Raw genomic sequence first — 25060 nt, 5'->3', positions numbered from 1 at the left:
ATAACCTAAAACAAACACAAAAAATATGAACACAAATAAAGTACTCAAACTCATTCAGGAAGCGCTGGATCAGAAAGAACCTGTTACACTTAACGACTCTTCTGAAACCCTTGAACAATGGGATAGCATCGCCCAATTGCAAATTCTCATGCTTATTGATCAGGAAACCGGTGGAAAAGCAGCGAACATTCCTGAACTCGCCATTGCTCTGTCTGTACAGACGATCATTGATACCCTGAAAGACCACGGACTTTTTGATGACTGATTTCATCAAGAGAGTTGAATACTACCTGCCGGAACAGACTATCGACTGCCTTAAACTCGATAAAGATAAACCGGACTGGGGAATTGCTGACAAATTATCTAAGACCGGTGTACGCCTGCTCCACCATGCGGCAAAAGACGAAAGCACGCTTGATATTGCGGAGAAGGCTGCACGTAAGGCTCTGGAAGGTCTTGAAGAACTCCCGGACACTCTCATCGTCTGCACCCAGACCCCGGACATGATGCTCCCGCACTGTTCGGCCATGCTGCAGGATAGATTGAAACTGCCTACGTCTACAAAATGCTTTGACATCAATCTAGGCTGCAGCGGCTTCGGCTATAGTCTCGCAACTGCATACAGTTATCTTGAGAGCGGACTTTCCAAGCGGGTACTTCTTGTCACGGCGGATAACTATTCAAAAATAATCAGCCCTGATGATCCGAAATGCTTCGTCCTTTTTTCAGACGGCGCCAGCGCATGCATCATCGATAAACCGGAAAAAAAACCTGTATTCCACTTTGGAACCGATGGGTCCAGAAATCAGGCCATCAAATGCAAGAATTCAGGAATTAGTGTTGTTACCGAAAATAAAGCTGGAGACCCAATACCTGCTCCCCGGTTTGAGATGGACGGTTATGGAGTTTTCCTTTTTACTCTTGGCACAATTCCAGATGAAATAAGCAAGCTTCTTGAAAAGGCCGATCTTGAACTTGATGATATCGATCTTTTCGTATTTCATCAGGCCAGCCGTTTTGTATTGGAGTCAATCGGTAAAAAGCTGAACATTCCAGAAGAGAAAATGGTCATCGATCTTGAAGAAGTAGGCAATACGACTTCATCCTCTATCCCTATTGCTATAAAAAGAGCGACGGAGAAAGGACGGCTGCAGAAAGGACAGAAGATAATGATCTTCGGCTTCGGCATTGGTCTGAGCTGGAGCGGTGCAGTGTTTGACTATTAGCCGAAATAGCCCCTGACACAGGACTTATAATGAGAATAGCCCACATAGGAAATCTGTGCAATCTTGGTTTCATTTACTGCTCATTTCTAAGGAAAATGGGAGTTGATGCGCACCTGTACATACACGAAAAAATGGATGTAACACCTATCCAATGGGATGGTTTTGAAGATGAGACTAATGCCTCATGGATTCACCGCTATCCGCGGAATCCGTTGGCAATGGTTTTAAATCAAATCCCCCTCGGACTGGAACTTGCTGAATACGATCTGGTGCACTCTTGGTGTTGCTCCCTGCTGCCCCCGCTCGAACTGATTCTTACCCTGAAAGGGACTCCCTACTTTGGCTACGCTACAGGCAGTGATTTAAGAGAGGCAGCCCTGACCAATACACTGAACGGCATCAGAATCAGAAGACATTTTAGAAACGCAGCCCATGTTGCCCATCACCACGACGACCCGCTCATTGAAGCGGCCGAAAAAATTGGACTGAAAGGGTGCAGTGTACTCAAATTTCCAGTAGGCGAAACAGCCCCAAAAGATTACGATGTTAATCCGGATCGTGAAACTGTCTTTTTCATGCCTAGCAGATTCCATTTCACTCCCACCGAGGAAGGACAGGTTTATTTCAAAAACAACGATCGTTTTTTACGGGCATTCGGCAAATATATCAGTAATGGGGGTAAAGCGCGACTTATAGCCTTACGAAGAGGCGGGGATCTTGAAGCAGCTCTCAAAATGATCAAAGATATGGGTATCGGGGAATTTATCACTTGGAAAGAAGAAATGACCCCTTATGAACTAGCCAAATCCTTTTACGACTGCGACGTAGTTGTTGATCAATTCACCGGATTATCGTACCCAATTCCCGGTGGAATGATTCCGCTCGAAGCTATGGCCCATGGAACTCCTGTAATCGCCAGCTTCGATGAAGAGCGTAACCGTGCAGAATACGGCACAGCAGCCCCTATCCTGCACGCCCTCACTGAAAAAGAAATATACGAGCGCATTGTTCAATGCGAAGACAAAGAATTTGTAAAACAGCAGGGTCTGACCAGCAAAAAATGGGTGACCGAAAATCATGGCTGGAAAACAATTATGACCCAGATGACCGACAGGTATTCGAAAGCTATCCAAAAAAGTTAATAACGAGGATATAAATATGAAAGTAGCAGTTATCGGTACAGGAAGCATGGGTCAGAACCATGTTCGCCTGTACTCGGATATTCCCGAGTGTACTCTGGTAGGAATCGCGGATAAGGATACGGAACAACTGGCCAAACTAAAGGCTCTTTATGGTGGTAACATTTATACCGATTACCGTGAGCTGATCGAGAAAGAAAAACCCGATGCCATAACCATTGCCCTGCCCACTAAACATCATCTGCAGGCTACCATGGACTGCCTTGAAGCAGGTATCCACGTCATGGTTGAAAAACCTATCGCCAAAACAGTGGAAGAAGCAAAGCAGATGATCGCCAAGGCTAAAGAATGCGGTAAAGTTCTTCAGGTTGGGCATATTGAAAGATTCAACCCAGCTATCACTCAGCTTAAAGAGCGACTTGCAGAGGGGCAGCTTGGTAAAATATTTACCATTCACTCTCGTCGCCAGTCCCCATATCCGGGAAGAATTACTGATGTTGGAGTTGCGAGCGATTTAGCGACGCATGAACTCGATATGATGCGTTATATAGCGCAATCAGATGTCAAAACCATGACCGCTGAAGTTTCCAAAGTCATGAACACTAATAATGAAGACATTGTCTTCGGACTCCTGCGTTTTGAAAATAACATTCTCGGAGTTCTGGACGTAAACTGGGTTACTCCTACCAAAATCCGCGAAATTTCAATTACCGGACAAAACGGTATGTTCACAGTAGATTATTTAAACCAGAACCTGACCTTCAACTCCAACTACGCTGCGGAACAGAACGAAAACAAAAGTGACTGGTTCAAGGCTAAATTCGGTGTCGCTGAAGGCGATTTCACAAGGTTCAGAGTAGAAAAGAGAGAGCCTCTGCGGGTCGAAATCGAGTCTTTCCTCGAGTGCTGCAGGAGCAACTCCATCCCGCTCGTAACCGGTGAGGATGGTCTGGAATCACTTACCTTAGCCCTTAAGATTGTTGCTTGCGGGACAAATTGTAAGTGTAAACGCTAACGCCGGCTTAGATCATATTCTCATTAACGGTCTAAAATTATACCTGCTCTATCGAGAAGGTTCAAATTGCTAAAAAAGTCCTCGCCTTTTGGCGGGGACTTTTTTATATTGTTTGTATGTTAAAAAAGCCTGATCAAAAAGCAAGTCACTGTTGAGTTGGTAACAATTGAAGAGCTGGTTCCTGAAAACCATTTACTTCGAAAAAAAAATAAGTTTATCGACTTTTCATTCATTCGAGAGAAGACCAAGCATCTTTACTGTGAGAACAAGGGTCGTCCAGCAATTGACCCAGTTGTTCTTTTTAAGATGTTATTTATTGGGTATATATTTGGAATTCGCAGTGAGAGACAACTTGTCAAAGAAATACAAGTCAATATGGCTTATCGATGGTTTCTTGGTTTTGGTCTCAAAGACAAAATTCCAGATGCATCTACTATAAGTCAAAACAGAAAAAGGCGTTTTAACGGAACTTCAGTTGCTCAAGACATATTTGACAACATAGTTTTGCAAGCTATGAAACGTAAAATGGTCGAAGGCAAAACACTTTATACAGACTCAACGCATCTCAAAGCTAATGCCAACAAACGAAAATTTATCGATAAGATAGTACGCGGCAATACTAAATCATATCTGTCAGAGCTCGATGAAGCCGTGGAGGAAGACCGAAGAAGCCACGGAAAGAAGCCTTTAAAGCCACAACCATCCTCGACTCCAGTCAAAAGAATCAAAGAAAGTACCACTGATCCTGAGTGCGGATTCATGTACCGCGAAGGAAAACCAAAAGGGTTCTACTATCTTGATCATCGTACTGTAGACGGTAAATTCAACATAATAACTGACAGTTGGCAGCCCATGACAGTGGGCCTTATCTCGGCAGATTAGATCGGCAATTTGATTTTGATGTAAAAGAAGTTGGACTTGATACTGGGTATTTTACATCACACATCTGTAAAGGCCTGGTGGACAGAAAAATTATTGGTGCAATAAGTTATCGCAGACCAAATAAACGTAAGGGATTTATGGCAAAAAGGTTGTACAAGTACAACCCGGAAGCAGATTGTTATGTCTGTCCGGTAGGACACAAACTTCATTATAAGACAACAGCTCGCGAAGGTTTTAGACAATATTCTTCTGATTCAACTCTCTGTAAAAACTGTGAATTACTTTCAAAATGTACATCAAATCAGAAATGTGTAAAGACGTTGACTCGCCATGTTTGGGAAGATGCAAAAGAACAAATGACGCAAAACCGTCTCAGCCCTCGGGGTAAAAAGCTTTACAAACGTCGAAAAGAAACTGTTGAGCGTAGTTTTGCCGATGCAAAAGAGCTTCACGGACATCGTTACGCCCGAATGCGCGGCCTCTCGAAGGCTCAAGAACAAAGTCTTCTCTGCGCTGCTTGCCAAAACATGAAGAAAATGGCGCTCATCCTGAGCGCAACACGTTTATTTGCTGATATTTTTCAACTTCTTGCCTTCAAAAAGAGCTCCGTTCACTGGTTTACTTCGAATTTGGGCTTTGATCGACCAAACTTAAGTTTTTCAAACTAAATTGAGCAGAACAAGGACGTAAGAAAACCCCGCTTTCAAAAAAAGCGGGGTTAGTCAGCAATCTGAAAAGTCCTCGCCACTTGGCGAGGACTTTTTATATTAATCTGTAAACCTGCACAAGTTAGTGCCAACGGCAAGTACCGTTTTCTTTGGATGTGAAGTCAATGCCAATTTTGTTTGAAACTAAAATTGAAAGATTGAGCCCATACGACAGAGGTCGACCCGATGTTTACGTTATATGCTTTTATCTCTAAAGAAGCTAATCCCCTGAGACAACACGCTTATAGACATGATAGAGGTCAATCTCAAAATCACGTGGTAACAGGTCAAATTTTCTAAAAAAAGAATAGATATTCTTCTCCTCTTCAGGAAAAGACACACATAAAAAACTATAGACCTTATATGCAATCGTTTTAGAGAGTTCCCGCTTAGCAACTTTAGAAGCAACAAGCTTAAATCGGTTTCCAAATTTATCTGAAATCTCGTCCTTCCCTTCTATGAACTTTAGCCATGAATCAGATAGCCCTCCAACAAACAAATAGTCAATTTCGCTATTGTCAGCCCCAACAAAAAAACTTGGTCCATTAATTATAGACCTAGGCTTCTTTTTCTCGCTTTTAGTCCTCTTAAAATCCTGAAAACAAACAAGATTTCTATTCATGAAGGTAAAATAAACACGAGAACGAATTGATTTGTCAGTCACTGCGACGATGTCATCCTTAGTAACAGGCAACCTATTAAAAACTTGGTCAGAATCAACCATTTGCAAATTAATTCTGATTATACTTAAATTGAAACCCAGACAATAAACACACACAATTATCGCCAAACATCCCCACCCAAAATTAGGAAGAACTCGCATCAATTTGTGAGTTTTCCCATGGTTAGACAAAAAATATTGACAAAAGGATGCCACCCCCAAAGTAGAAATAGGAAAATAATAAACCACATATCTGCCTGGGACATGCTTAATCTTAAAAAGAGCGTAACAGTACAAGAATAAAAACATTACGCAAAAGCAATTAATACATAATAAATTTATCTTTTTAACCGTATCATCCTTGCATAAGGACAATATAACGAAATTAAGGGAGAACAACACAAGCAATGCAGGCCTGCTTTTTACAAAATAAATAAAACCATCGACAAAATTGAGGCTTATGTTATTGTATGCTTGTGAATAAAATTTTTCAGACCCTCCCAACGAATAAGGCCCAAAAGTAAACAACAAGAGTTTTCCTAATACAAAGAAAAAAAGGGCCCCAAGCATGTATTTTATAAGTCTTTTTTTATCCTTAATAAACAAGAAAAATAGGCTGGGGATAAATGGCAAAGCCTGTACTCTAAAAAAATATGCAATGGCAAGGGTAGCACCACTCCAAAAATGTCTATTTTCAAAAATTAAAAAAATAGCAACAAATACGGCTGCTAATAAGAACGGCTCGCCAATGGGCCTATAAATTGAATATGCCAGCGGCGTAAAATTAAAAAAAGACAAAAGCCCTAAGGATCCGAGTATAGATATTTTACAATGTTTTCTCGCTGTCAAAAAAAAGAAAAAATTAAAAATAAAGACTGGAATACATGCAAAAAGAGCAGCACTTGAGAACGTAACATTGTTCCCCCACACTCCCCCGCTGGTTATAGCAAGAAAAAACTGCAACAGTGGTGCAGGATACAATGAAGACTGAAAATTAGTATCACCGGCTATAAAATGTCGATACTCGATACCTATTGGCATTAATTTGTTCTCTAAAAGAGAACTCACTCCGGCCGCTATATAGTTGCCACCGTCGACAATATCATAGACGCCCATCATGCTCATAACATTCAAAAAGCCTATACAAGTGACAAAGGCAACTGCAATAGCGACAACAGAGCAGTTTAAAAACTTATTATCTTTGAACATATTAGGGTTCCATTCTATCATTTTTTACTCATATAGATCAAAAAAAAGATTGTGCTATCTCTCATCATTCCCAACACAATCTGCAATACGCAACGCATTAGCCATTATGGAAAAGGTGATCGAAGTAGCTGGCACACTTGAAAGGATGCTGGCATCGACCAGATGGACATTGCTGAAGCCCGGAACTCTTCCGAGGCTATCGGTCTCGAGACCCTTTGGGTTTTGCTTCATCGGAAAACTTCCCCCGGAGTGATTTCCGGCTCCTGGAATTTTTTGCCCTTTGTAGCCGAGAACCGGAACAAGGCCGGTGTAAGGCGAAAGCTTCAACAAATGCATGCGTCCCCGATTCATTACATCAATTGCCTCAGGAGCAGCCACGGAGTTCACGACCATAGTCCCCTGAGCATCATTTTTCAACCTCGCCTCAAGATATGAAGATTCTGAGGAATGGAGATAACTGATGGAAAAAAACAATCTGCTCAAAAATAATTTCACAAAAGGTGAAAAAAGACCTGCTGTCGGCCCCAGAATGCCATCCAGAGCCTGTTTGTAGAGTTGATTGTAAGTGTATAGGGAAAAATGGATTGTATACGGGCTTAAGCCCTTATTTCGCAGTATCAGAAAAATTTGACACATAGCATGCAAGCTTTCCTCGGTTACCCGCGGCATTCCCCGCATGGAAAATAAGGGGGTATAAAACTGGTCACTGTTAAGCACCCGAACTGACTTTTCTTTTATACCTAAACTTTCCAGCATAATCTTTGTAGTGGAGAAGACCCCGGCTGCAAGAAACGCCTTTTTCACTCGCACAGGTTCCAGAGCCTGTCCGGACTTCGGGTCAGTGCCGTAAATTACGACCCCATCAGTTTCAGGTTCGAGCCGTTTGACCAGAAAACCCTTTTGGTAAGTAAAATTCCCATCCTGCTCCAACTCATCCAGTGTTTCACTACCGGAGTAGGCAATACCGTAGGGGCAACCATGCAAACACATTCCGCAGTACTGACATTCATATCCCTCTTTGCGACCATGAAATCTTGCCGCAAGGCGTGATGCACCGAAACTGAGTCCGGAATCTTCGAGTTTCCTCCCGTTGCGTTCCAGTTTCGAGAGCAAAGCCGAGGCTTGCTTAGAAGGGGCGTGAAACGAGGGCTTGCAATATAGCGGATATGTTTTTTCAAGACTGTCACTTCTACCTGAAAGTGGCGCGTAACGTAGTACTTTCGAGTAATAAGGTTCAAGCTCCTGAGGGGTTATTGGCCAATCACGCATGTCTTCAGCATGCACAGGAAGAAGTCCTCCTCCCCAGATATTGCCGAGCCCATTTCGCGCGAAAGACATATAAAATTTGCTTTCGATAAGTTCGCGTGGAAACTGATCAAGCACACGGCTCGCAAAATTGGAACCGAACAGAAACTTTTCCTTAACTCCTCCAGCAGAAGCCTCAACTCCTTCAGTCAGGATGTCCTTTTCACTTGATTTCCATTTCCACGCAGGCTTGGATGCGAGTACATCAACCCGCTCAGCATTTTTTTTGGGTAACTCAAGACCGACATCAAGCATCAAAACTTTTTTGCCTGCGTCAATGAGTCCCCGGGCGGCAGAAACACCGGATAAACCGGAACCTATAACGCAATAAGCATCACTAAAATCAGACATTACGCGGACTGCTCACAAAATTTGCGGATTGCTTCAACATTCTTTTCAACTTCAGAAAACCTGTACTTGGCATAGTTAGGCAGCATAATTGTCTGCGCAGCCCACTCACGACAGTTAGGACAATCCCGGTACCAATTTTGAAAAGCGGGAAGGTCTGCCGTATTCTTAATATGCTGTAAAGCCGCATCGCGACGAGTTTCCATCATGAACGCTCGCAGGCCCACACGATCGCTATGCTGGACAGGATAGTAGTTATAGACATGGGAACCATCCTCCAGCAACGGTGGAATCTTAAGATTGGGCAGGTCCTGAAGGCCTTCGTGGTAAATACGTGCACATTGCAGTCTGTGCTCGTAATCACTCTCCAGTTTATCCATTTTTTTAAGAATCAGGCGGGCCTGTACAGGTGTCATTCGGGCTTTGTATGATTCAGGGAAGTTTGATTTAAGAGAAAGATCAAGCTCTGTTTCCATCAGACTGGTCAAAGCGCGGATATCTTTCCTGTAAGCCATACGAAATAAAGGAAACAGCATCTGGGAAAAAACGATATCCATGGTCGCTGTGTCCTTTATGAAGCAGGAAAGAGCCTTCTTACCGAATTTGGTACGGTCCATCACAGGAAATTGCGCAATACGCGCACGGATTGATTCAGCTGCGGCATCCTCTTTGACCAGAACCATGCCACCGAAAAAAGCTGTTACGTTCTTGGCCATTCCGAAGCTGAACACACCGAAATCGCCGATAGCCCCTGCATATTTACCGTCATAGCGCGCACCGAATGCCTGAGCGGAATCTTCAATCAAAGCCAGGCCGTGCTTTTCCGCCAGCGCCTGCAACTCAGCCATAGGCGCAACCAGCCCATAAAGATGAGTACACATTATAGCGGCAGTTTTATCCGTGATCAAAGTTTCAGCAGTGGCTGGGTCAAGGTTACCTGTAACCGGATCAATATCGCAAAAAACAGGTACAGCTCCGGCACTGACCACCATATTGATCACGTCGGCAATTGTGTTAGGAGAGAGGATAACCTCCTTCCCCGGCTGAACTGCCTCGCAAATCGCCAAGTGAATCCCGACGCGTGCCTGAGGCATACAGATAGCATGCTTTGCACCAGTAAGTTCTTCGACGTAGCGCTCTAGATTGTGCCAATCGTCGTGATTTATTTCGAGTTTCTGTTTTGCCAGATACTTGGCTACGCTGAAATAATCACTTACCCGAGAATTAATGCGAAATCTTGGCTGAGGGGATCGTATGTCCATTGGGAAATACCTACGAGATTTTAGCTGGTTAGAGATTTCCAATTTTCTGGAACAGGGAAATCAAATTCACGCTCTAAAATTTCCATCTCATTTTCAATTAACTGAACAGCATCACTTCCAAACAGCTCAACGAATGCTTCATTTATTGAAAATGGATATTCATCCTTCTTATCTTGCGGCCCAAGCAGCTTATCGATCAATGATGCACCGATTTTTTTGGTAAAGAAACTTATTAAAGCAGCACAATAAGCATTCTTGTCACTAAACAATTTTACTTGCCGAAGAAGTTTGTAAAGAAATTTATAGCGGATAGGCCGGGCTGAATTGGAAGGAGTTAACATATCATCCGTAATTTCATATTCTGAACCAGCTCCAACATAGCGAAGCAGATTTTCAGCAAATTCACGAGGACTGTTTTGCAAATCTTCAAAATTAAATAAAGCCACCTGCTCAGCAGAAAGACTTTTTTTATACTCAAGCAACAATGAACCGTAGCAACTGCCCTTTAAATATTTATCGTCTTTGTGCTTTGTTGCTAGAGAACGCAGGTTCTCAATTGAGATATCTGTTGTTTGGGCATCCCTATAATAATTAAAGACGAGATGATCTATAGCTCTTTCAAAAGGATTCCTTAAGATAGCAAATACATTTACATTAGGGCATGTCTTTTTCATATTAGAGGAAGCTGCTGCTGCATCGGCAAAATAAACACCATCAACTTCAACTCTGATAAATCTATTGGGATCCTTAAAATGAGATGAATACCATTTCATCCCACGGTCAAAGTTATCATTGAAGAAATGAATCTCTTTAGGCCAGATTAGACTCACTTCTGAATACTTACTAAAGAGACTCCAAACCCAAGTAGTGGCACAGCGGGCAGCTCCGATACATATATAATCAGGGGTCAGCTTACTCATTCATAACTCATTTCTTAAACATTAAAGAGGAACAGAATTAGTTGCATCAAAAAATTTTCTTTGCGACATAGGCGGTATTGATCCCGAACATAAATCTTTTTTCATAAACAATATCAAGACCCGCTTTTCTGAAAAGTTCCCTAACTTGAGCAGAAGTGAAACCGAACTCCTCATGTGATTTCATCCCTCTGGAAAAAAAACTTACAACATCCCAAGGAGAGCGAATTCTATGCCATATTTTGGCTATACTAGGCGGAATCATACTAATGATAAAAACACCGTCATTGTCCAAAATTCGTTTAACTTCCAATAAGAATTTGTCACGATTTGGTACGTAATTTAGTGCGGCGAGACAGGTAATCGTATCAAAACTTTCATCATCTAAAGGAATCTCTGAAGAATCAGAGACGACAATATCAACACCACCCCACTGCTCAACATCAACACCTTTGGATTCACGGTCAGGATGCGCCTTACGATATGCTTTGACAAATTCATTCGTACCGCACCCAATATCAAGAAGATTGCCTTTAACTAATGGCAACACAACCTTTATGCGCCAATTCATTAAAACTCGCCCAACTATATCCTTCATAACAATTGCCACACATATTAATTATTCGTTGTCAAAACTTTTATCTAACCACTTGCCAAAGGGAAATAAACAAATACCTGTAGTCCTTTTTACAAAATAAATCAAAATGAGTACATAAGCGACAAACGAAAAAGAAGTCGCTAAAGCGGCTCCGATAGTGCCCCAAAGATTTATGAGAATGGAATTTAGCAATATGTTAAGAAACATACAGGAAAGCAACAATAATGATTGAGTTCCTGGATGCCCATCGTTCACCAAAAGAGAACCAAATGGAGCATATCCCGAGTATATCCAAAAACCAGAAAGAAGAATAAAAAGAAGGACCTTCGTTTTTTCGGCGACATCTGAAGTAACGACAAAACTCATAACAGATTCATATCCGAAGAAAAACACAATAAAACACAACAGCAACAACGGATATATTATTGTGTGAACTTTGAATATTACATTCTTAAGACTTTGAAAATCTTTTTTGATAAGCGCTCTCGCCAAAATTGGGTTTAAATTATTTCGAACAACAACAAGAAGAGCTTGTGCACCCTCAACAAAAACAGCAGCGAAGCTATATATTCCTACGCTGTAATCATTTGTAAAAAAACCTAGCATCAAAATATCTATACGTAAGTTAATCGCTTGAAACATCTGGCTAAAGTAACCTTTTACACAATAAACAATGTGTACCTTGAGCCATGATCTTAAATAAACAGGAAACGTTATCTTCTCCTGTAAGCGAATTGTGCATAGAACTATAAGAGTTAAAAGTTCAGAGACAGGAAACGTAAGCCCGAGTAATGATTGATCAACATCAAAGACAACACAAATCAACACACACCCGATTAGACACAGAAATCTAGTCGCTTGCCCAACAGCAAACAACATCATATCTCTATTGCCGTTAAAAGCGGCAAGAAATATCTTGTTCAAACCATAAAAAAATAGTCCAAAAGACGCATATGCAACCCCTTTTCCCACAACACTACTATCAACAAATGAGCCAACGATATCTGAGCATAGAAAAAGAAAAGTCGCCGCTAATCCCCCTGTAAAGACAGCAAGCAGCAAACCTGAGCACAAAATAGAATCTTTATTTATTGAGTCATCAGCATAACTGGCAGTATGCCGCAGCACAGAATGATGAATCCCGCCAACAGCGCACTGACAGGTGATTACGTAAACAGCATATATCTGATTATAGACACCGAGAACCGAAACGCCATAACTGACAACAACTAAATAGTTTAATGCTAGCCCACTCAATCCCATCAATATAAAAGCAGTATAGCTATAGAATAAGTCTCTGGTAATTTTTTTTTTGCCTAGAAGGGCGTATTTATCTTTAAGATATCCGATCATGGAACAATTAACCTTAAACCAGTGTACTCTGTCATTTAATAGCCATACATAAGTTGTGCACGCTATGCATTATGAGTAGAATTGCAAGACAACCGCTTAATATTAAAAGACTGAAAAAGTATATCCCGCCGCAACCCGGCAATCTGGTCAGCAATCAATGCCATGAAAAATATTATTAACCCGCCAATTCCAGACAAAACAGTGGCCGTGGTAAAATTCAAACCATGAACAACAAAAACATATAACTGATTTATTGCACCAACAGAAAAGAGAAACAAACTAATAGGCAAGAAGACTCTTAAAGGCTTAAACAATGTTATCAAACGCAACATTAGCATCAAGGTATAAAGACCATCCTTAACCTGTTTAACTGCACTTGTTCCTATTCTTGCATCAACAACGACGCGCGAATAAACGACATTACAGTTCAATGCGAGCAAGCAAATCAACGTACTGGTAGAAAAGGAAAACTTATCTGATGTAATAGAAAAGATATGCAGCATCACTTCCCGTCTCAGTACTCTCAGTCCGCAATTGATATCTGGAATCTTTCGGCCAGTGATGAAATTTGCTGCCTTTGAGAGAACCAATTTCCCCGGGACACGTGACTTTGTGACATGTGAATCTTTATCCCTAACTCCGATAACAGCATCGACATTACCATGTGCCTGACCTGCTAAGGACTCTAAATCGGAAATTCTATGCTGACCGTCAGCATCAACAGTCGCAACCCACTCGGTTTCAGCAGCTAGAATCCCTCTTTTGAGAGCACCGCCGTACCCGAGATTAACCTCATTCTCAATGACTTTGATTCTACCGGCAAATTTACCCAAAATTTCATTGGTATTATCAGGTGAGCAATCATTAACTACGATTACCTCCCACCCCTTACTTTCTGTGCAAGCCAAAAGACTAGACAACATTGAATCAAGCCCCTGAGCATCATTATAGGCCGGTATAACTACTGTCATTGAAATTGCCATAACTACTCTATGTTTTTTTGATATTAAAATTTATAAAATATGCTTTAATTCTCTATACCGAATGTACACCTTAGTCAAACAACTCCAATCATAATAATTAAAGGGAGCCGGCCAAGACCGACTCCCTTTATTCTCTTATATCCAAGATTTAGAGACCGAAGAGCCAAACGAGATGTGATCAAATAAATTCAATGAAACCATACAGGCTCGGGGTGCAGGCACTTATCACGGCTGCCCCCGCATATAGGATGTCTGATCTTGTAGTGAAACGGAGAGAGTATCGCCTTGAAAATCATGACAACTTCAATCCATATAGCCACTTCTGGTACTTTAGGACTAAAGTCGATAGCCATTTTTATTTAGAATAATGCGTAAAATCTTGATCTGACAAGGACTTATTAAAAAGGTTTCTTCTTAAGTAGATATATGGTCCTCAATGATCCTGAGACAGACTTTTTCATTATAAAATCAAAGTGTTGCTCAAAACAAGACTGAAAATTTTTTTCCGTATAGTCATAGAACACATCACTACGCACAGCTAACATCCTTCTTATTTGACTGTCTTCCTTTGGTACAAATTCAATACATAAATATCCCGACGCATCAAGTAGATCAGAAAAGTACTCCGCCTGCATTTCAAGCGGGATTCCGTTAGTTATACGGAGATGATGGATGACAGCAAGTGCAGTAATAAACCCGAAACTTGAACGTTGACTAAAGCTGTCCCTTTCTTTTGAAGCCCACCCAAGCGCCGGACTGGGGTTGGCGAAGTCAATGATTAAAGGCAGAATATTATTAGGGCCTTTCTTTTGCAATTTTTGATAATGTCTTTCTACTGCTAGTGGATCAATATCAGTAGCAATAACATTCGAGAAATGTTCGCTGATGAGTTCGCTAAATTTTCCGGTATTCGCCCCAAAATCAAGAGCCAGCTTACCATGATTATCTTTTGCGGCTATAGATGAAAAGTCATGAACAATCATTTCCTTCTTATACATTGCATCCACAGCATAATTTGTGTCATCATAATAATCCCCCCACGTCGTCTGCGTTTTGGGAAGACTTAGTGCATCAATAGCACTTTCTAATGACTGAATAAGATTTAATGCTTTTTGTGGCGAGATTTGTATAGAGATAGCTTTGTCTGCTGATTTTATTGAATCTGAATATTTATCTTCCATTTTGGAGTGGGCTACTAAGTGTAACCCGACATGAAAATTGAGCTTAGATTTTAATGGCAGCATTTCTACTGCTGAACTGAGAGGAACTCCATCAATGTTGAGCTTTGATAATTGCCCGCACCATAGCCCTACTTTAGCTGTTAAAACTAGTGGAGCATAAAAGTGCATACAAAATTGGCGATAAGCCTGCCACGGTGAATTGACAGGTCTTTTTTCAAAAGAAAGAAGGTCTATGAATATAGGTTTGCCATTGATAAATTGAACATTATAAGCAGAGCTATCTTTGAGGGTGAGGCCTTTTTCAAGGGAGAGTTTTTGAATAGAAAGGGTTGTGCGTGCTGCATCCTTGAGTTGTGAAAAACACCATTCATAAGGGTAACTGATGAACGGTATTTTCTTAACTTTGAGAAGCTTGTAGTGCTCGTCTGAATCAATTTCAGAAAAATCAATGAGTAGCTGCTCATTAGACAAGAGATTGTAAAGGCCGGAATATTCGCATAATTCCCAATTGGCGCGATATGAATTCCTTACCGTTCTGTATATTGTATCATCTTCAATGAAAACATTTCCATCTGGATCACGAAAAGAGCTAGCTATCTTTTTCATCGGACTTTTTTATGATTGATTTGAATTTTCTTACGATTTTCCCCCAAAAAGCAAGCGCAGTTACGAGTCCAGCTGCTAAAGCCTGCAAAATCAGACTACCTGTCCCAGGATCTAAATATGCATGGGCCGTAGTAGGCACGACAAACAAGAATAATATGAAGACCTGAACCACTAATACCCTTAAATATTTAAACATAACTCTCTCTATATTAATATGAAGGTTAAAAATTATTTTTCGTATATTCTTGATCCTCTGTTAAGTCAAGAAGGGACAAAGGTCCGATAGGAATTTAACCGCCCACTTATCGCATGTAAACCATAGGCCTCAGGTGCCAAGTCTTTTTGCGCACCACATAAGTGCGGAGCACCGAACTTTCCCCGGCTCAATGACGACCTAATACATATATGAGGATGTTTTATGCGAGAAAAATCGTTTGGCGGCTGATCTTCCTAAAGGATCACGGACGGAGTTCCTTATATCCCTTACGTAATGTTTCAGTATTAGAATGAACTTCTGAAACATCTAAAGCCCAGCAAGTATACACTCTCGGCTAAAATTATCGACAACAGTTAGTGCTTACACTTCCTCAGCCACTGCACGGATTATCATTTACAAAGTTTAAATCAACCTGACTAGGCCTGTGATTGAGTGCTATGGGCGACCTATTCATCGCTAAGATGAAATTGATCTTCCGGGCCGTTAAGATCCTAGGTTCGAGCCTTCGTGCGACATACTTAGCAGACTTTGTACCTGTCGCAGCCTGGCTATCTGTTCGTGGTAAGTTTACTTCTTCAAGACAAGAGCCTGACGGCTACAATAAGCCGGTTTGCCGAAAATACCTACTTTTAAATAGTCCCAGTTAGTGGGAAGGCGCAATGTCCGAGTTTATCCGTAGCGAGCTTTAAGGCTTGACGTCAACGGGATTGCCGTCAACAGCAATGACTTTTCCGTTTCTATCAATGCTGTGCGCTTTCTTCTCAAGCCCGTCTAATAGAGAGGAATTTCCTGAAAGCATATTGAATATTTTAGGAAATAGATTGACGGCAGTATTCGCATACTCATTCCACTTACCTTGCTTACTTAAACTTACAGGCATTTTTACGGCAAAAAGGACTTCGTATAGATCTTTTATAAAATCATCTTTGCTGAGTTTTTTAAGCTGATACATTTTTCCGCCGTGGTCACCTAGAATAACGACAATTGAATCTGGTGATTTTTCCTGAATCAATCTGAGAAGCGATATTATCTTCCTGTCACCCTCTTTGATCAGTTCCCGGTAATTCTTACGCCACACCTCTGGTGTCTTTTCGTATGTTACGTGGTCAGCGCCTTCTCTGATAAAATAGAACCCCGGCATATCATTAGGTTTTGCACTCATGGCATCTTTTAGTGCGACAGTAGTATCAACGTCATTCATGAATTTTATATAAATATGAATTTTTTTGAGGATGATATTGATAGGAATCATAGGCTTTTCAAGTGGACTAGGTAGGTGTCCCCAAAAATTTTTAGCAGGTGTGTAGTTGTAAAGTTCACCTTTCTGCTTAACAAGGTACCCTCCACAATCAATAAATGAAGTGTAGTAATTATTTTTTTTGAGAATGGCGAGCGCAGCATTCAAAGTGTTGCCATTTAATAAGCCTCTCCCCTGTGCGGTTAAATCATGATTTCCTTCAAGAAATTTATTATAATGATGCTGCATGTAAAATATGGCTAGAGAACTGGCTGTCGTATGGTCATAGTTTGAAAAAGCATTTTCTATTTCAAAGTTATTTTGTTGAAGATACTGTTTTAGTTTAGAATTTTCGATTCCATATTCTTTTTGCTGTTCTCTAAAGCTGTTGTACGATTCTGCAAGAATTATAAAAATATCTGGTTTGTGAATGAAAGCAACATTTGTATTGTGTTTTGAAAATTCGACAGAATTCACAGAGTTCATGCCAAGTTTGCCTCCAATCATAAGGCAAGAAAGAGCACACAGAATAGCAAGGAAGGAATTTAAATAGTAAAATTTAAATTTTATGCATAGCACTGTGCTAAAGAGAACCAAGGCGCAATATAAAAGTAGTACTGACCAGGTGTTCGGGAAAAAAATGCGGATGGAAAAATAAAGAAGTGAAAGTAGGCACACAGTGCTTGAAACACTAAAAATAAGTACTCTATTTCCAAAAACTTTGCAGAATATGTTGAGAAAAAGTGTCGTCACACTGGCCATAGCAACCATGAACAGCAAGGATGCAGCTACTGATTGCAGAGAGTACACATTCGTATTTTGTGAATATAAAAAAAGAACTGGATAAATACAGGACAAAAATATAGTCGTTTTTTCGCTATAGAGAGCTTTGCTAAAAAAATTCATAAGTGTTCTTCCTTAACACATGTCAGATTCGGTTTTTCAGTCACCATTGACTGTTGTATTACAAAACTCCACAGGATATTGCCATCTGCAAGTAGGGTTTTATTGGGGTAAATTTTTTGGTCCTTCTTGACTGCGATCCTTTTACCACCGGTCCATGCGGAAGCCTTCGTTAAATTAACTAATCCAGACTTCAGTTATGCTCACACCCTCTAATGGCGTTGAAAAAAGTAAGAATCTAAAGCTCATTACGGAGAGGCCTATCAGCCACTTTATATAGCATTTCAATGTGTTGCTAATGCTTGTATGGATTAATTAAAAAACACACTGGGCAACTTTAATGCAAACAGATCAGAGTGCTAGTAGAATATAAAGCAGCACACCACGGCGAAAAACTCTCAATCCACAATTTATATCTGGAATTTTCCTGCCCGTGATAAAATTTGCGGCTTTTGAGAGAATCCATTTACCTGAAACACGTGACTTTGTGACATGAGAGTCGCTATCCCTCATACCAATGACGGCATCAACTTTGTCTACAGCCTGATCAGCCAGAGATTCTAAATCGGAAATTCTATGCTGCTTATCTGTATCAAACGTAGCAACCCACTCGGTTTCAGCAGCCCAAATACCTCGTTTAAAAGCACCGCCGAAACCAAGATTGGTCTCATTACCAAGAACTTTAATTCTGCTGACGTATTTTTTCAAAACTTCATTGGTATTATCAGACGAACAATCATTCACTACAATAACCTTCAAACCCTTTTTTTCAGTAAAAGCCAAAAGGTCAGACAGCAAATAATCAAGTCCCATTGCGTCATTGTATGCCGGAATAACCACTGTCGTTGGAATTGCCATAACTACTCTATGTCCCTTCTGAATACTTTCTTTTAAACTTTATATATTGATCGTTTATAATTGTCTCTATACTTCATATACACCCTAGTCAAATTTGCTACTTAAGCAGCACTTAAATAGTTCACGAATTTTTAGCATTAAATATAGTTCAGTGGTACTCAGCAGCTTTATTCGTTATTTTTCTGAATCCTAGTTATTTTTTTGTAAGGGACTCACTAAGTTAAGAAACATTAATATAGTCTTAGCATCAAAAGTAGCCACTGATAACTATTTCCGTAATATCCACTTACCTGTTCATTTCTTCTTCTTTGAATTTACGTCGATCTGCACCCGATAGATATTCTAAATCAACGCTCTGAATGGTGGTTCATTTTATGGGGGCACCGCAGTTAATATCCATATCCGAGCCTTAAAACATTTTCTTTACGCTAAGATAAGAACATATACTATGACCTGCTTTTTCCTAGAATCCCTGTGGCTATTTAATTGTTTCAAGATCGGACACTTAATATAAAAAAGGGAGTCGGCCAAGGCCGACTCCCTTAATTATTTTAGATCCAAAGACCTAATGCATGTATGACCTGCTACTTAAAACGGCTACGTACGATAGCAACCATGGGAGCAAGCATCAGCAGCAGCCATTCCAGACCGAAGCCAGCTGCGGGGTTGAATACACAACCGGAGGAGCTGGAGGATGAATCCATGGTACCGAGGACAACAGGGTCACCGATGTCGTTGTTATCAGCAGCGCGGTAGTCATATTCACCGTTATCTTTAATAACGTAGTTCAGGTAGTAAGTGGTTCCAGGAGAGAGGTAAGAGTCAACTCCGAGGTAACCATCACCGATTTCCTGAGAAATCCACCAAGCACCTTCTGCGTTCTTACCACTGTCATCAGAGGATGCATACTGAAAAGACTTAACAGTCTTTGCAACGGTAGGGAACACTTTGTAGAGTGCCAGATCATCAATTTTGTAACCAACACCGGAGAAAGGAATCTGTACAGTGTACAGAAGATCACCCTTCTGAGCACCTAAGCGTACAGAAGTAGCGTTAAAACCGATCAGCCCGGAGATAGGTGTGAAATCAGAAGGCAGAGCAGTCCACTGATCTCTCATATCTTTCTTGGTAGAGAAAGCAGAAACAGTTGCGTTTCTGCGATATGCAAAACCTACAGGAGCTGCAGTTTCGATAGTTGCGTTATGCTGAAACTGAGGATCAGCAGAGTTAGGTACACCAATATCAGCGGTGTCGGGGATCATGATAACAAGGTTTGCACCATTAGCAGCACCACTACGTACAGGCTGATAGATACCAACAGCGTAGTCTTTTTCTGCAGACTGCTTGAAGTAAGCAGTACCAACGAGGGTACCAGCGGCGTTCTTGATAGTCATGTTAGACTGGGTCATAGAAGCGAACTGGTTAGTGTCAGCAATTGCGAATTCAAAGGAATCGGGGTTTGTGGGAACGACGGTTCCAGCTGCATCAGCACCGGAGATTACGTAACCACCGTGGCCTTTAGCGAGGAGATCGTCATTAAGACCGAAACCGAGGATACCCTGAGTTGCGTTGCGAGCAGACTTGGCGCCACCACCGAAACCAGCATAAACCAGTTTGTAGCTGCGGCCTTTGAGGTCATTAGAACTCATTGTGGTACCGGACTTAATCATAACAGCAAAGTGTCTGGCCTGAGCTTTATTTTTGTAAACAGAGCCAGTAGCCAAGTTGCGGTCTTTATTCAGAGTCGCACCTTCAAGCAGAGGGAAGTCTGCGGTAAGATTGAAGCGACCATAGTCAGCGGTAGTGCTTACAGTAGCGTTATATCTGTACCAATCGTCGGAACGATCAAGAATTACAGAATCATCAAGACCGCTGAATACTTTGAATTTAGCTTTAGCATTATATCCAGTAGTAGCGGAATAAGCTTCAATCAGTTTAACCTGACCAATGATATAATAGGGCACGTAGGTATCGTAGTTATAACCTGTTGCATAGTAATCCCAGTTAGACCCCCAAACAGCAGTAGTGTTCTGGAAGGTACCATTTTCGTAAGCCATGATCAGGGAAGTACCCGTAGCTATTTCGACGGCAGCGGTAGAAGACGGGTTAGGCGTGTTCTGTCCAACACCTGCGAGCAGGGCACCGCCGGAAGTGGAGGCCATGCGGATAGGACCAAGCTGCGTATTACCTTTACCAGCGGTAGAACCGTTAACCATACCAAGGGTCACGAGACCGTTCAGGTTATTGTATGCACCTTCGCTGATACTCAGAGAAGTTGCGTTACCCAAAGCAGCAGAAGCGGGTGTGCTGTTTGTCTGCATGGAAACCCAACCTACGTTAGCAGCAATGGTTGCTGCGTCGGTTGAGTTGAAAAAACCAAAGTACCCCCAAACGGTTGCGTTACCACCCTGGTTAGTAGAGGCAGAGAAATCATCCTGACTCATTACGTAAGTCTTGGAAGAGTTCATGAACATAAAAGTAGCATTCAAGAAGTCTGATGCTGTATTGGAGTAGGAAGCGTTTGCGAAAAATCCTGTAAAAAATTTAGGGGTATTCGCAGCTACGTTGGTTACACCATTACCATCCATGTTCCAAGTGGAGTTCAATGTCCACGGCATGGTCGGTGAATTTGAAGCAAAAGCACTGCTGCAAAGAAGCATGAGCGCGATTACTGTAAGACCTGTAATCTTTTTCATGAAAAGATCTCCTTAGGGCTTAAGGTAAATAAAAGCGACCACTAGCAACCCAATGTCACCAGCGATCACTTTTTTAATACAAAAAAAAAATAAACCTGACAAGACATTTATCGAAACTAAATGACCTCGTATATTCGTATGAAGGGAAAACCGTCATAAACGATGCGGAAATGGTTGTTCAACCTCGCATCGCTAGGCCCCACGGTCAATAGCTTAAACATTACACTGTTAGCGACGAGGTCGTCCATCAAATAAGCCTGTTTACTATCAGCATTATACACAAGATTCGGACCGGCATTAAGATCAAAACGAGATCTTCCAGATTGCTTTGAGCTCAAATATTCATAACCAGAAACTTTAATGGGAGGCCTTCCATTCTGGCGAAAAACACCGTTTTCAGCATCAAAGGTGAATGCATTGTTAACCCCCTGAACTATTGGATGAATACCCTTTTTTCGGAGATCCCAGGTTCCGTAGTACATAATCCAATATGCAAGCTTTATATTCTCCCAGCAAGTTACAAGATACTGTTTAGGTGCCTTTTTGAATTGATATTTCTTTACGCCCAAAGATTTAATAAATTCCTGCGCCTGCAAAACTGAAAGCTTATTCAACTCAGTCCACGGGTTTCCCTTGTTTGCGGCGCTGAATTTAATCATCTGGCTGGATTGCAGATAGGAAGGAGTAGTGTAAGCCAAACTTAGAGGAAACAAAACTTTTCCAGCATGATTTCCGCCGTTAGCTAAAGTATTCACGCCGGCATAATACATAGTTGCATATCCCCAATCCCACCATGTCCAAACAGTACTGTCTTTTGGCATATGCTTACCAGCCTCAATCAGGGCTTTGACGTGCTGCTGGCTCATAATTGGGGTAATCGCATATTCCCGATACATTGGAACCGTATTACAAAGTAAAGATCCGAGTACTGTTATTCCAGCCGCAGCATGAATAACTCTTTTATACCGACTCTTTTCAAGTTTAAAAATCTTATTCAGCACGTCTTGTAAAAGAACAGCAAAAGAAAGCCCAAAGACTGTCCCACCAAACATAGCGAAACGACCACCTATATAAACTGATGCAAATGTTGCTAAAACAAAAGGTAAAAGCAGCATAGAATAAGGTCTAGAGGCAAAAAAATATACAACTGAAGCAGTACAAATCCACCCCAGAGTTGTGTTGCCTATCATCTGGCTGAACAAAACACTTAGGCTCAAATTCTGCGCCTCAATAACACTTTGCGCAATTCCAGGATAAACAGGCCCGTTCTGAATATGTGAGACATCTGCTGTAGGTTTGAGGTACACAGCGATTTTTTTCATCACAATAACACCGAGATTCTGCCCCGCACCACTCAATAAGAACACGCCACAGATGGCTACAATATAAACAAAAATATTCTTATAAAGCTTATGTTCCTGAACTTTAGGAGACTTCAATGTAAACAAGACCAGGAACGCAACGGGAATCCCCCATGCTCCGAAAAAAGCGGAAATAGCGTAGATCAGCATACCTCTCAGCAATTCAGGGCGACTTTCTGAGGAACCTACCGCTAAAACTAAAAAAGACCCCAGCAGCAAAGAAACCAGAGCGAACAGCTGCATATCCGCATGCCATAATACACCATACGATGCTACTGCTCCTGCCAGCAACGGCAAGAACAATTCCCACCTTGAACTTTTATAAGAGAAAGCAGAACGCTTAAGCCATGTAGAATAAATCCCCCTTTGAATAAACAGTGCAAGTAAAAATGTAATAAGCAGAGGAAAAAGTAGAGTCACAATATCAGTATCATAATAAGAGAGCCTTGTTCTGAAATAAAATGCTGGAATAGATGTAGCAAAAACAGCTGAACATAAGCCGACCCAGTTACCTCCAACCAGTCCACCCCAGGCGAAAGCGGCAACCGCAGTTAAACCGGAAAAAACGGCAGGCAACCAAAATGCAATATTTCCGTACTGACACCCAGTGATACTTCCTATTAATTTTAGGATGTTAACTATTGGTTTTCCTACAGCGCTGCCTATACCTTTTGCTCCGGCGAGCCAATAGTAAGCATCATGTGTACCCATAATGAATTCACCATTGACCATATAAGCCTGGTTATTCCACTTGGGTAACTCCAAAAGACGCAATCCGAAGGCAACAACAAACGAAAAAAGTGCAAATAAAAAAAGAGTTTTCCAATCGGAAAACCAATTTGGGTTGCGCAGTTCATCATGAGTATTCATTATTGGTACACCTATAAGTATTTGAGTGAAAGATATTTGATTTAAAGCTTGGTGACCCTGATAACTTCTTCGAGAGTCGTCACACCTTCTTTGACCAGCCGAACGCCGTGATCAACCATTGTTTCACGGCCCATTTCCTTCGCGTAAGCCTTGATCCGGTCGGAAGAGGCGACCTCCATGATCATACCGCGCATGTCTTCTGTTACCGGTATGAGTTCATAAACTCCACGGCGACCGCTGAATCCGGTAAAGTTGCAATGCTCACAACCGGCTCCTGCTAACTGCTGAGCAGGCAAGTCATTGATCTCTTCGAAAAGCTTATGGGTATTTTCGGAAACATCAATCGTCCTTGAGCAATGCTTACAATTAACACGAACAAGTCTCTGACCGAGCACAAGGGAAAGGGAAGATGCCAGCAGAAACGGTTCGATGCCCATATCAAGCATTCTGGTTACGGCGGTGGCAGCATCATTGGTATGCAAGGTAGAAAGCACAAGGTGACCGGTAAGCGATGCTTGAACTGCCGTACTTGCAGTTTCCTGATCTCGAATCTCACCTACAAGAATAATATCCGGGTCCTGCCTAAGGAAGGACCGGATGGTGGTTGCAAAAGTCATCCCGGCGGCCTTGTTGACCTGAACCTGATTAATCCCGGAAAGCTGATATTCCACAGGATCTTCCACTGTGACAATATTTTTGTCGTCGCGTGGGAGTTCACTGAGCCCGGCATAAAGGCTTGTGGTTTTACCAGAACCGGTCGGCCCGGTAACAAGTACGATGCCATGAGGCTGAGCAAGAACCTTTCTGAAAAGTTCCAGATCGGGACCTTTAAGCCCAAGATCCTCGAGATTTAAAATATTTTTAGAACGGTCCAGAACACGCAGAACGGCTTTTTCACCGCTCATGGTCGGAATTGTGGAAACACGGACATCAACTTCTTTCTGCCCGAGTTTAAGAAAAATACGTCCGTCCTGGGGTTTGCGGCTCTCGGCTACATCCATTTCACCCATGACTTTAATACGGGCGATTACTGTTGGCTGCAGCCCTTTATCCAAACGCTTGACTGCTTTCAGCACTCCGTCCTGCCGGTAGCGGACAACAAAACCGTTGCCCTGCCCTTCAAAATGAATATCACTGGCTCCGTTGGATATGGCCTGATGCAGAGTTTTATTCACCAGCCGGACAATGGGGGCATCATCATGAGACCAGCCAAGCAAATCCTGCCCGTCTTCGGCATCATCTTCATCAGAGTCTGACTCGATAGCACTCTCTTCTTCCCAGACAGTCAAAGCCTGTTCAAGCAAAGGAAAAAACTCTTCCTCGGGAACAATTTCAGAAACAACATTTTTGCCCAACTTCCAGGCCAGAAAGTCGGCCATAGGCAGTGAGCTTTCGTTCTGCAGGAGAAATTTAATTTCCTTGTCCTGCACTTCCACAGGAATAAATTCATTCCGCTGCGGAAAGGTCAGGAAAAGGTCTACAACATTTTGCGGAACTAGATTCAAATCATAGGAAGAACTCAATTG

General features: G+C 41.7%; 18 protein-coding genes and 1 pseudogene. 5 read left to right on the top strand and 14 right to left on the bottom strand.

Translation table 11 applies throughout. The features are described from left to right. Window positions 1-25 precede the first annotated feature (25 nt). From ACKU35_RS04620 to ACKU35_RS04600, 5 genes and pseudogenes are all read left to right on the top strand, one after another. A complete protein-coding gene (locus ACKU35_RS04620) occupies window positions 26-265 on the top strand; it encodes a hypothetical protein (protein WP_319763600.1) in 240 nt (79 codons plus the stop codon). After that, a complete protein-coding gene (locus tag ACKU35_RS04615) occupies window positions 258-1226 on the top strand; it encodes a ketoacyl-ACP synthase III (protein WP_319763598.1) in 969 nt (322 codons plus the stop codon). Before ACKU35_RS04620 ends, ACKU35_RS04615 begins: the two co-directional genes overlap by 8 nt. Before the next feature lie 29 nt (window positions 1227-1255). Next, the gene (locus ACKU35_RS04610) at window positions 1256-2368 is read left to right on the top strand and encodes a glycosyltransferase (protein ID WP_319763596.1); all 1113 of its coding nucleotides are present in this window, start codon (window positions 1256-1258) and stop codon (window positions 2366-2368) included. Window positions 2369-2384: 16 nt separating this feature from the next. Continuing rightward, window positions 2385-3380, top strand: coding sequence for a Gfo/Idh/MocA family oxidoreductase (locus ACKU35_RS04605; RefSeq protein WP_319763594.1), 996 nt, complete (start codon window positions 2385-2387; stop codon window positions 3378-3380). 116 nt (window positions 3381-3496) lie between these two features. Continuing rightward, a pseudogene (locus ACKU35_RS04600) lies at window positions 3497-4930 on the top strand (IS1182 family transposase). Between the two features lie 259 nt (window positions 4931-5189). Here ACKU35_RS04600 and ACKU35_RS04595 read toward each other — a convergent pair. The 14 genes from ACKU35_RS04595 to ACKU35_RS04530 all read right to left on the bottom strand — a co-directional run bounded on the left by ACKU35_RS04595 (window position 5190) and on the right by ACKU35_RS04530 (window position 25057). Next, the gene (locus tag ACKU35_RS04595; protein ID WP_319763592.1) at window positions 5190-6860 is read right to left on the bottom strand and encodes a hypothetical protein; all 1671 of its coding nucleotides are present in this window, start codon (window positions 6858-6860) and stop codon (window positions 5190-5192) included. A 33-nt stretch (window positions 6861-6893) separates the two neighbouring features. Beyond that, window positions 6894-8495 carry a GMC oxidoreductase gene (locus tag ACKU35_RS04590; RefSeq protein ID WP_319763590.1) on the bottom strand — a complete coding sequence of 534 codons (1602 nt, stop codon included), beginning with the start codon at window positions 8493-8495 and terminating at the stop codon, window positions 6894-6896. Next, window positions 8495-9754, bottom strand: a complete 1260-nt coding sequence (locus ACKU35_RS04585) for a DegT/DnrJ/EryC1/StrS family aminotransferase (protein WP_319763588.1) — start codon at window positions 9752-9754, stop codon at window positions 8495-8497. Before ACKU35_RS04585 ends, ACKU35_RS04590 begins: the two co-directional genes overlap by 1 nt. Window positions 9755-9774: 20 nt before the next feature. Beyond that, complete coding sequence (locus ACKU35_RS04580; RefSeq protein ID WP_319763586.1) at window positions 9775-10674, bottom strand: sulfotransferase domain-containing protein; 900 nt, start codon at window positions 10672-10674, stop codon at window positions 9775-9777. Between the two features lie 46 nt (window positions 10675-10720). Beyond that, entirely contained in the window at window positions 10721-11242 is a 522-nt protein-coding gene (locus ACKU35_RS04575; RefSeq protein ID WP_319763584.1) for a methyltransferase domain-containing protein, read from the bottom strand. Window positions 11243-11290: 48 nt separating this feature from the next. Continuing rightward, entirely contained in the window at window positions 11291-12622 is a 1332-nt protein-coding gene (locus ACKU35_RS04570) for a polysaccharide biosynthesis C-terminal domain-containing protein (protein ID WP_319763583.1), read from the bottom strand. 62 nt (window positions 12623-12684) lie between these two features. Further along, a complete protein-coding gene (locus ACKU35_RS04565) occupies window positions 12685-13605 on the bottom strand; it encodes a glycosyltransferase family 2 protein (RefSeq protein ID WP_319763582.1) in 921 nt (306 codons plus the stop codon). A 398-nt stretch (window positions 13606-14003) separates the two neighbouring features. After that, the gene (locus ACKU35_RS04560) at window positions 14004-15392 is read right to left on the bottom strand and encodes a class I SAM-dependent methyltransferase (protein ID WP_319763580.1); all 1389 of its coding nucleotides are present in this window, start codon (window positions 15390-15392) and stop codon (window positions 14004-14006) included. Next, window positions 15376-15588 carry a hypothetical protein gene (locus ACKU35_RS04555; protein ID WP_319763578.1) on the bottom strand — a complete coding sequence of 71 codons (213 nt, stop codon included), beginning with the start codon at window positions 15586-15588 and terminating at the stop codon, window positions 15376-15378. The genes ACKU35_RS04560 and ACKU35_RS04555 overlap by 17 nt, the downstream gene beginning before the upstream one ends. Window positions 15589-16294: 706 nt before the next feature. Then, window positions 16295-17332 (bottom strand): sulfatase-like hydrolase/transferase, encoded by a 1038-nt coding sequence (locus ACKU35_RS04550; protein ID WP_319763576.1) that lies wholly within the window; start codon window positions 17330-17332, stop codon window positions 16295-16297. A gap of 768 nt (window positions 17333-18100) precedes the next feature. After that, window positions 18101-18607: a glycosyltransferase family 2 protein gene (locus ACKU35_RS04545; RefSeq protein WP_319763574.1), complete on the bottom strand. Its 507-nt coding sequence runs from the start codon at window positions 18605-18607 to the stop codon at window positions 18101-18103. Between the two features lie 584 nt (window positions 18608-19191). Further along, window positions 19192-21303 (bottom strand): hypothetical protein, encoded by a 2112-nt coding sequence (locus tag ACKU35_RS04540; protein ID WP_319763572.1) that lies wholly within the window; start codon window positions 21301-21303, stop codon window positions 19192-19194. 116 nt (window positions 21304-21419) lie between these two features. Next, window positions 21420-23534: an STT3 domain-containing protein gene (locus tag ACKU35_RS04535; RefSeq protein ID WP_319763570.1), complete on the bottom strand. Its 2115-nt coding sequence runs from the start codon at window positions 23532-23534 to the stop codon at window positions 21420-21422. A gap of 41 nt (window positions 23535-23575) precedes the next feature. Beyond that, window positions 23576-25057 (bottom strand): GspE/PulE family protein, encoded by a 1482-nt coding sequence (locus ACKU35_RS04530; protein ID WP_319763568.1) that lies wholly within the window; start codon window positions 25055-25057, stop codon window positions 23576-23578. Between the last annotated feature and the right edge of the window lie 3 nt (window positions 25058-25060).

This window comes from Maridesulfovibrio sp. (assembly GCF_963676065.1).
In the GTDB taxonomy this organism is placed as follows: domain Bacteria; phylum Desulfobacterota; class Desulfovibrionia; order Desulfovibrionales; family Desulfovibrionaceae; genus Maridesulfovibrio.
This window is presented reverse-complemented; position numbering and strand designations above follow the sequence as displayed.

What these genes read in the sequence shown, in the direction of transcription:
- ACKU35_RS04620 (WP_319763600.1), top strand. Translation starts at nt 26, where the DNA reads ATGAACACAAATAAAGTACTCAAACTCATTCAGGAAGCGCTGGATCAG.
- ACKU35_RS04615 (WP_319763598.1), top strand. Translation starts at nt 258, where the DNA reads ATGACTGATTTCATCAAGAGAGTTGAATACTACCTGCCGGAACAGACT.
- ACKU35_RS04610 (WP_319763596.1), top strand. Translation starts at nt 1,256, where the DNA reads ATGAGAATAGCCCACATAGGAAATCTGTGCAATCTTGGTTTCATTTAC.
- ACKU35_RS04605 (WP_319763594.1), top strand. Translation starts at nt 2,385, where the DNA reads ATGAAAGTAGCAGTTATCGGTACAGGAAGCATGGGTCAGAACCATGTT.
- ACKU35_RS04595 (WP_319763592.1), bottom strand. Translation starts at nt 6,860, where the DNA reads ATGATAGAATGGAACCCTAATATGTTCAAAGATAATAAGTTTTTAAAC.
- ACKU35_RS04590 (WP_319763590.1), bottom strand. Translation starts at nt 8,495, where the DNA reads ATGTCTGATTTTAGTGATGCTTATTGCGTTATAGGTTCCGGTTTATCC.
- ACKU35_RS04585 (WP_319763588.1), bottom strand. Translation starts at nt 9,754, where the DNA reads ATGGACATACGATCCCCTCAGCCAAGATTTCGCATTAATTCTCGGGTA.
- ACKU35_RS04580 (WP_319763586.1), bottom strand. Translation starts at nt 10,674, where the DNA reads ATGAGTAAGCTGACCCCTGATTATATATGTATCGGAGCTGCCCGCTGT.
- ACKU35_RS04575 (WP_319763584.1), bottom strand. Translation starts at nt 11,242, where the DNA reads ATGAATTGGCGCATAAAGGTTGTGTTGCCATTAGTTAAAGGCAATCTT.
- ACKU35_RS04570 (WP_319763583.1), bottom strand. Translation starts at nt 12,622, where the DNA reads ATGATCGGATATCTTAAAGATAAATACGCCCTTCTAGGCAAAAAAAAA.
- ACKU35_RS04565 (WP_319763582.1), bottom strand. Translation starts at nt 13,605, where the DNA reads ATGGCAATTTCAATGACAGTAGTTATACCGGCCTATAATGATGCTCAG.
- ACKU35_RS04560 (WP_319763580.1), bottom strand. Translation starts at nt 15,392, where the DNA reads ATGAAAAAGATAGCTAGCTCTTTTCGTGATCCAGATGGAAATGTTTTC.
- ACKU35_RS04555 (WP_319763578.1), bottom strand. Translation starts at nt 15,588, where the DNA reads ATGTTTAAATATTTAAGGGTATTAGTGGTTCAGGTCTTCATATTATTC.
- ACKU35_RS04550 (WP_319763576.1), bottom strand. Translation starts at nt 17,332, where the DNA reads ATGAACTCTGTGAATTCTGTCGAATTTTCAAAACACAATACAAATGTT.
- ACKU35_RS04545 (WP_319763574.1), bottom strand. Translation starts at nt 18,607, where the DNA reads ATGGCAATTCCAACGACAGTGGTTATTCCGGCATACAATGACGCAATG.
- ACKU35_RS04540 (WP_319763572.1), bottom strand. Translation starts at nt 21,303, where the DNA reads ATGAAAAAGATTACAGGTCTTACAGTAATCGCGCTCATGCTTCTTTGC.
- ACKU35_RS04535 (WP_319763570.1), bottom strand. Translation starts at nt 23,534, where the DNA reads ATGAATACTCATGATGAACTGCGCAACCCAAATTGGTTTTCCGATTGG.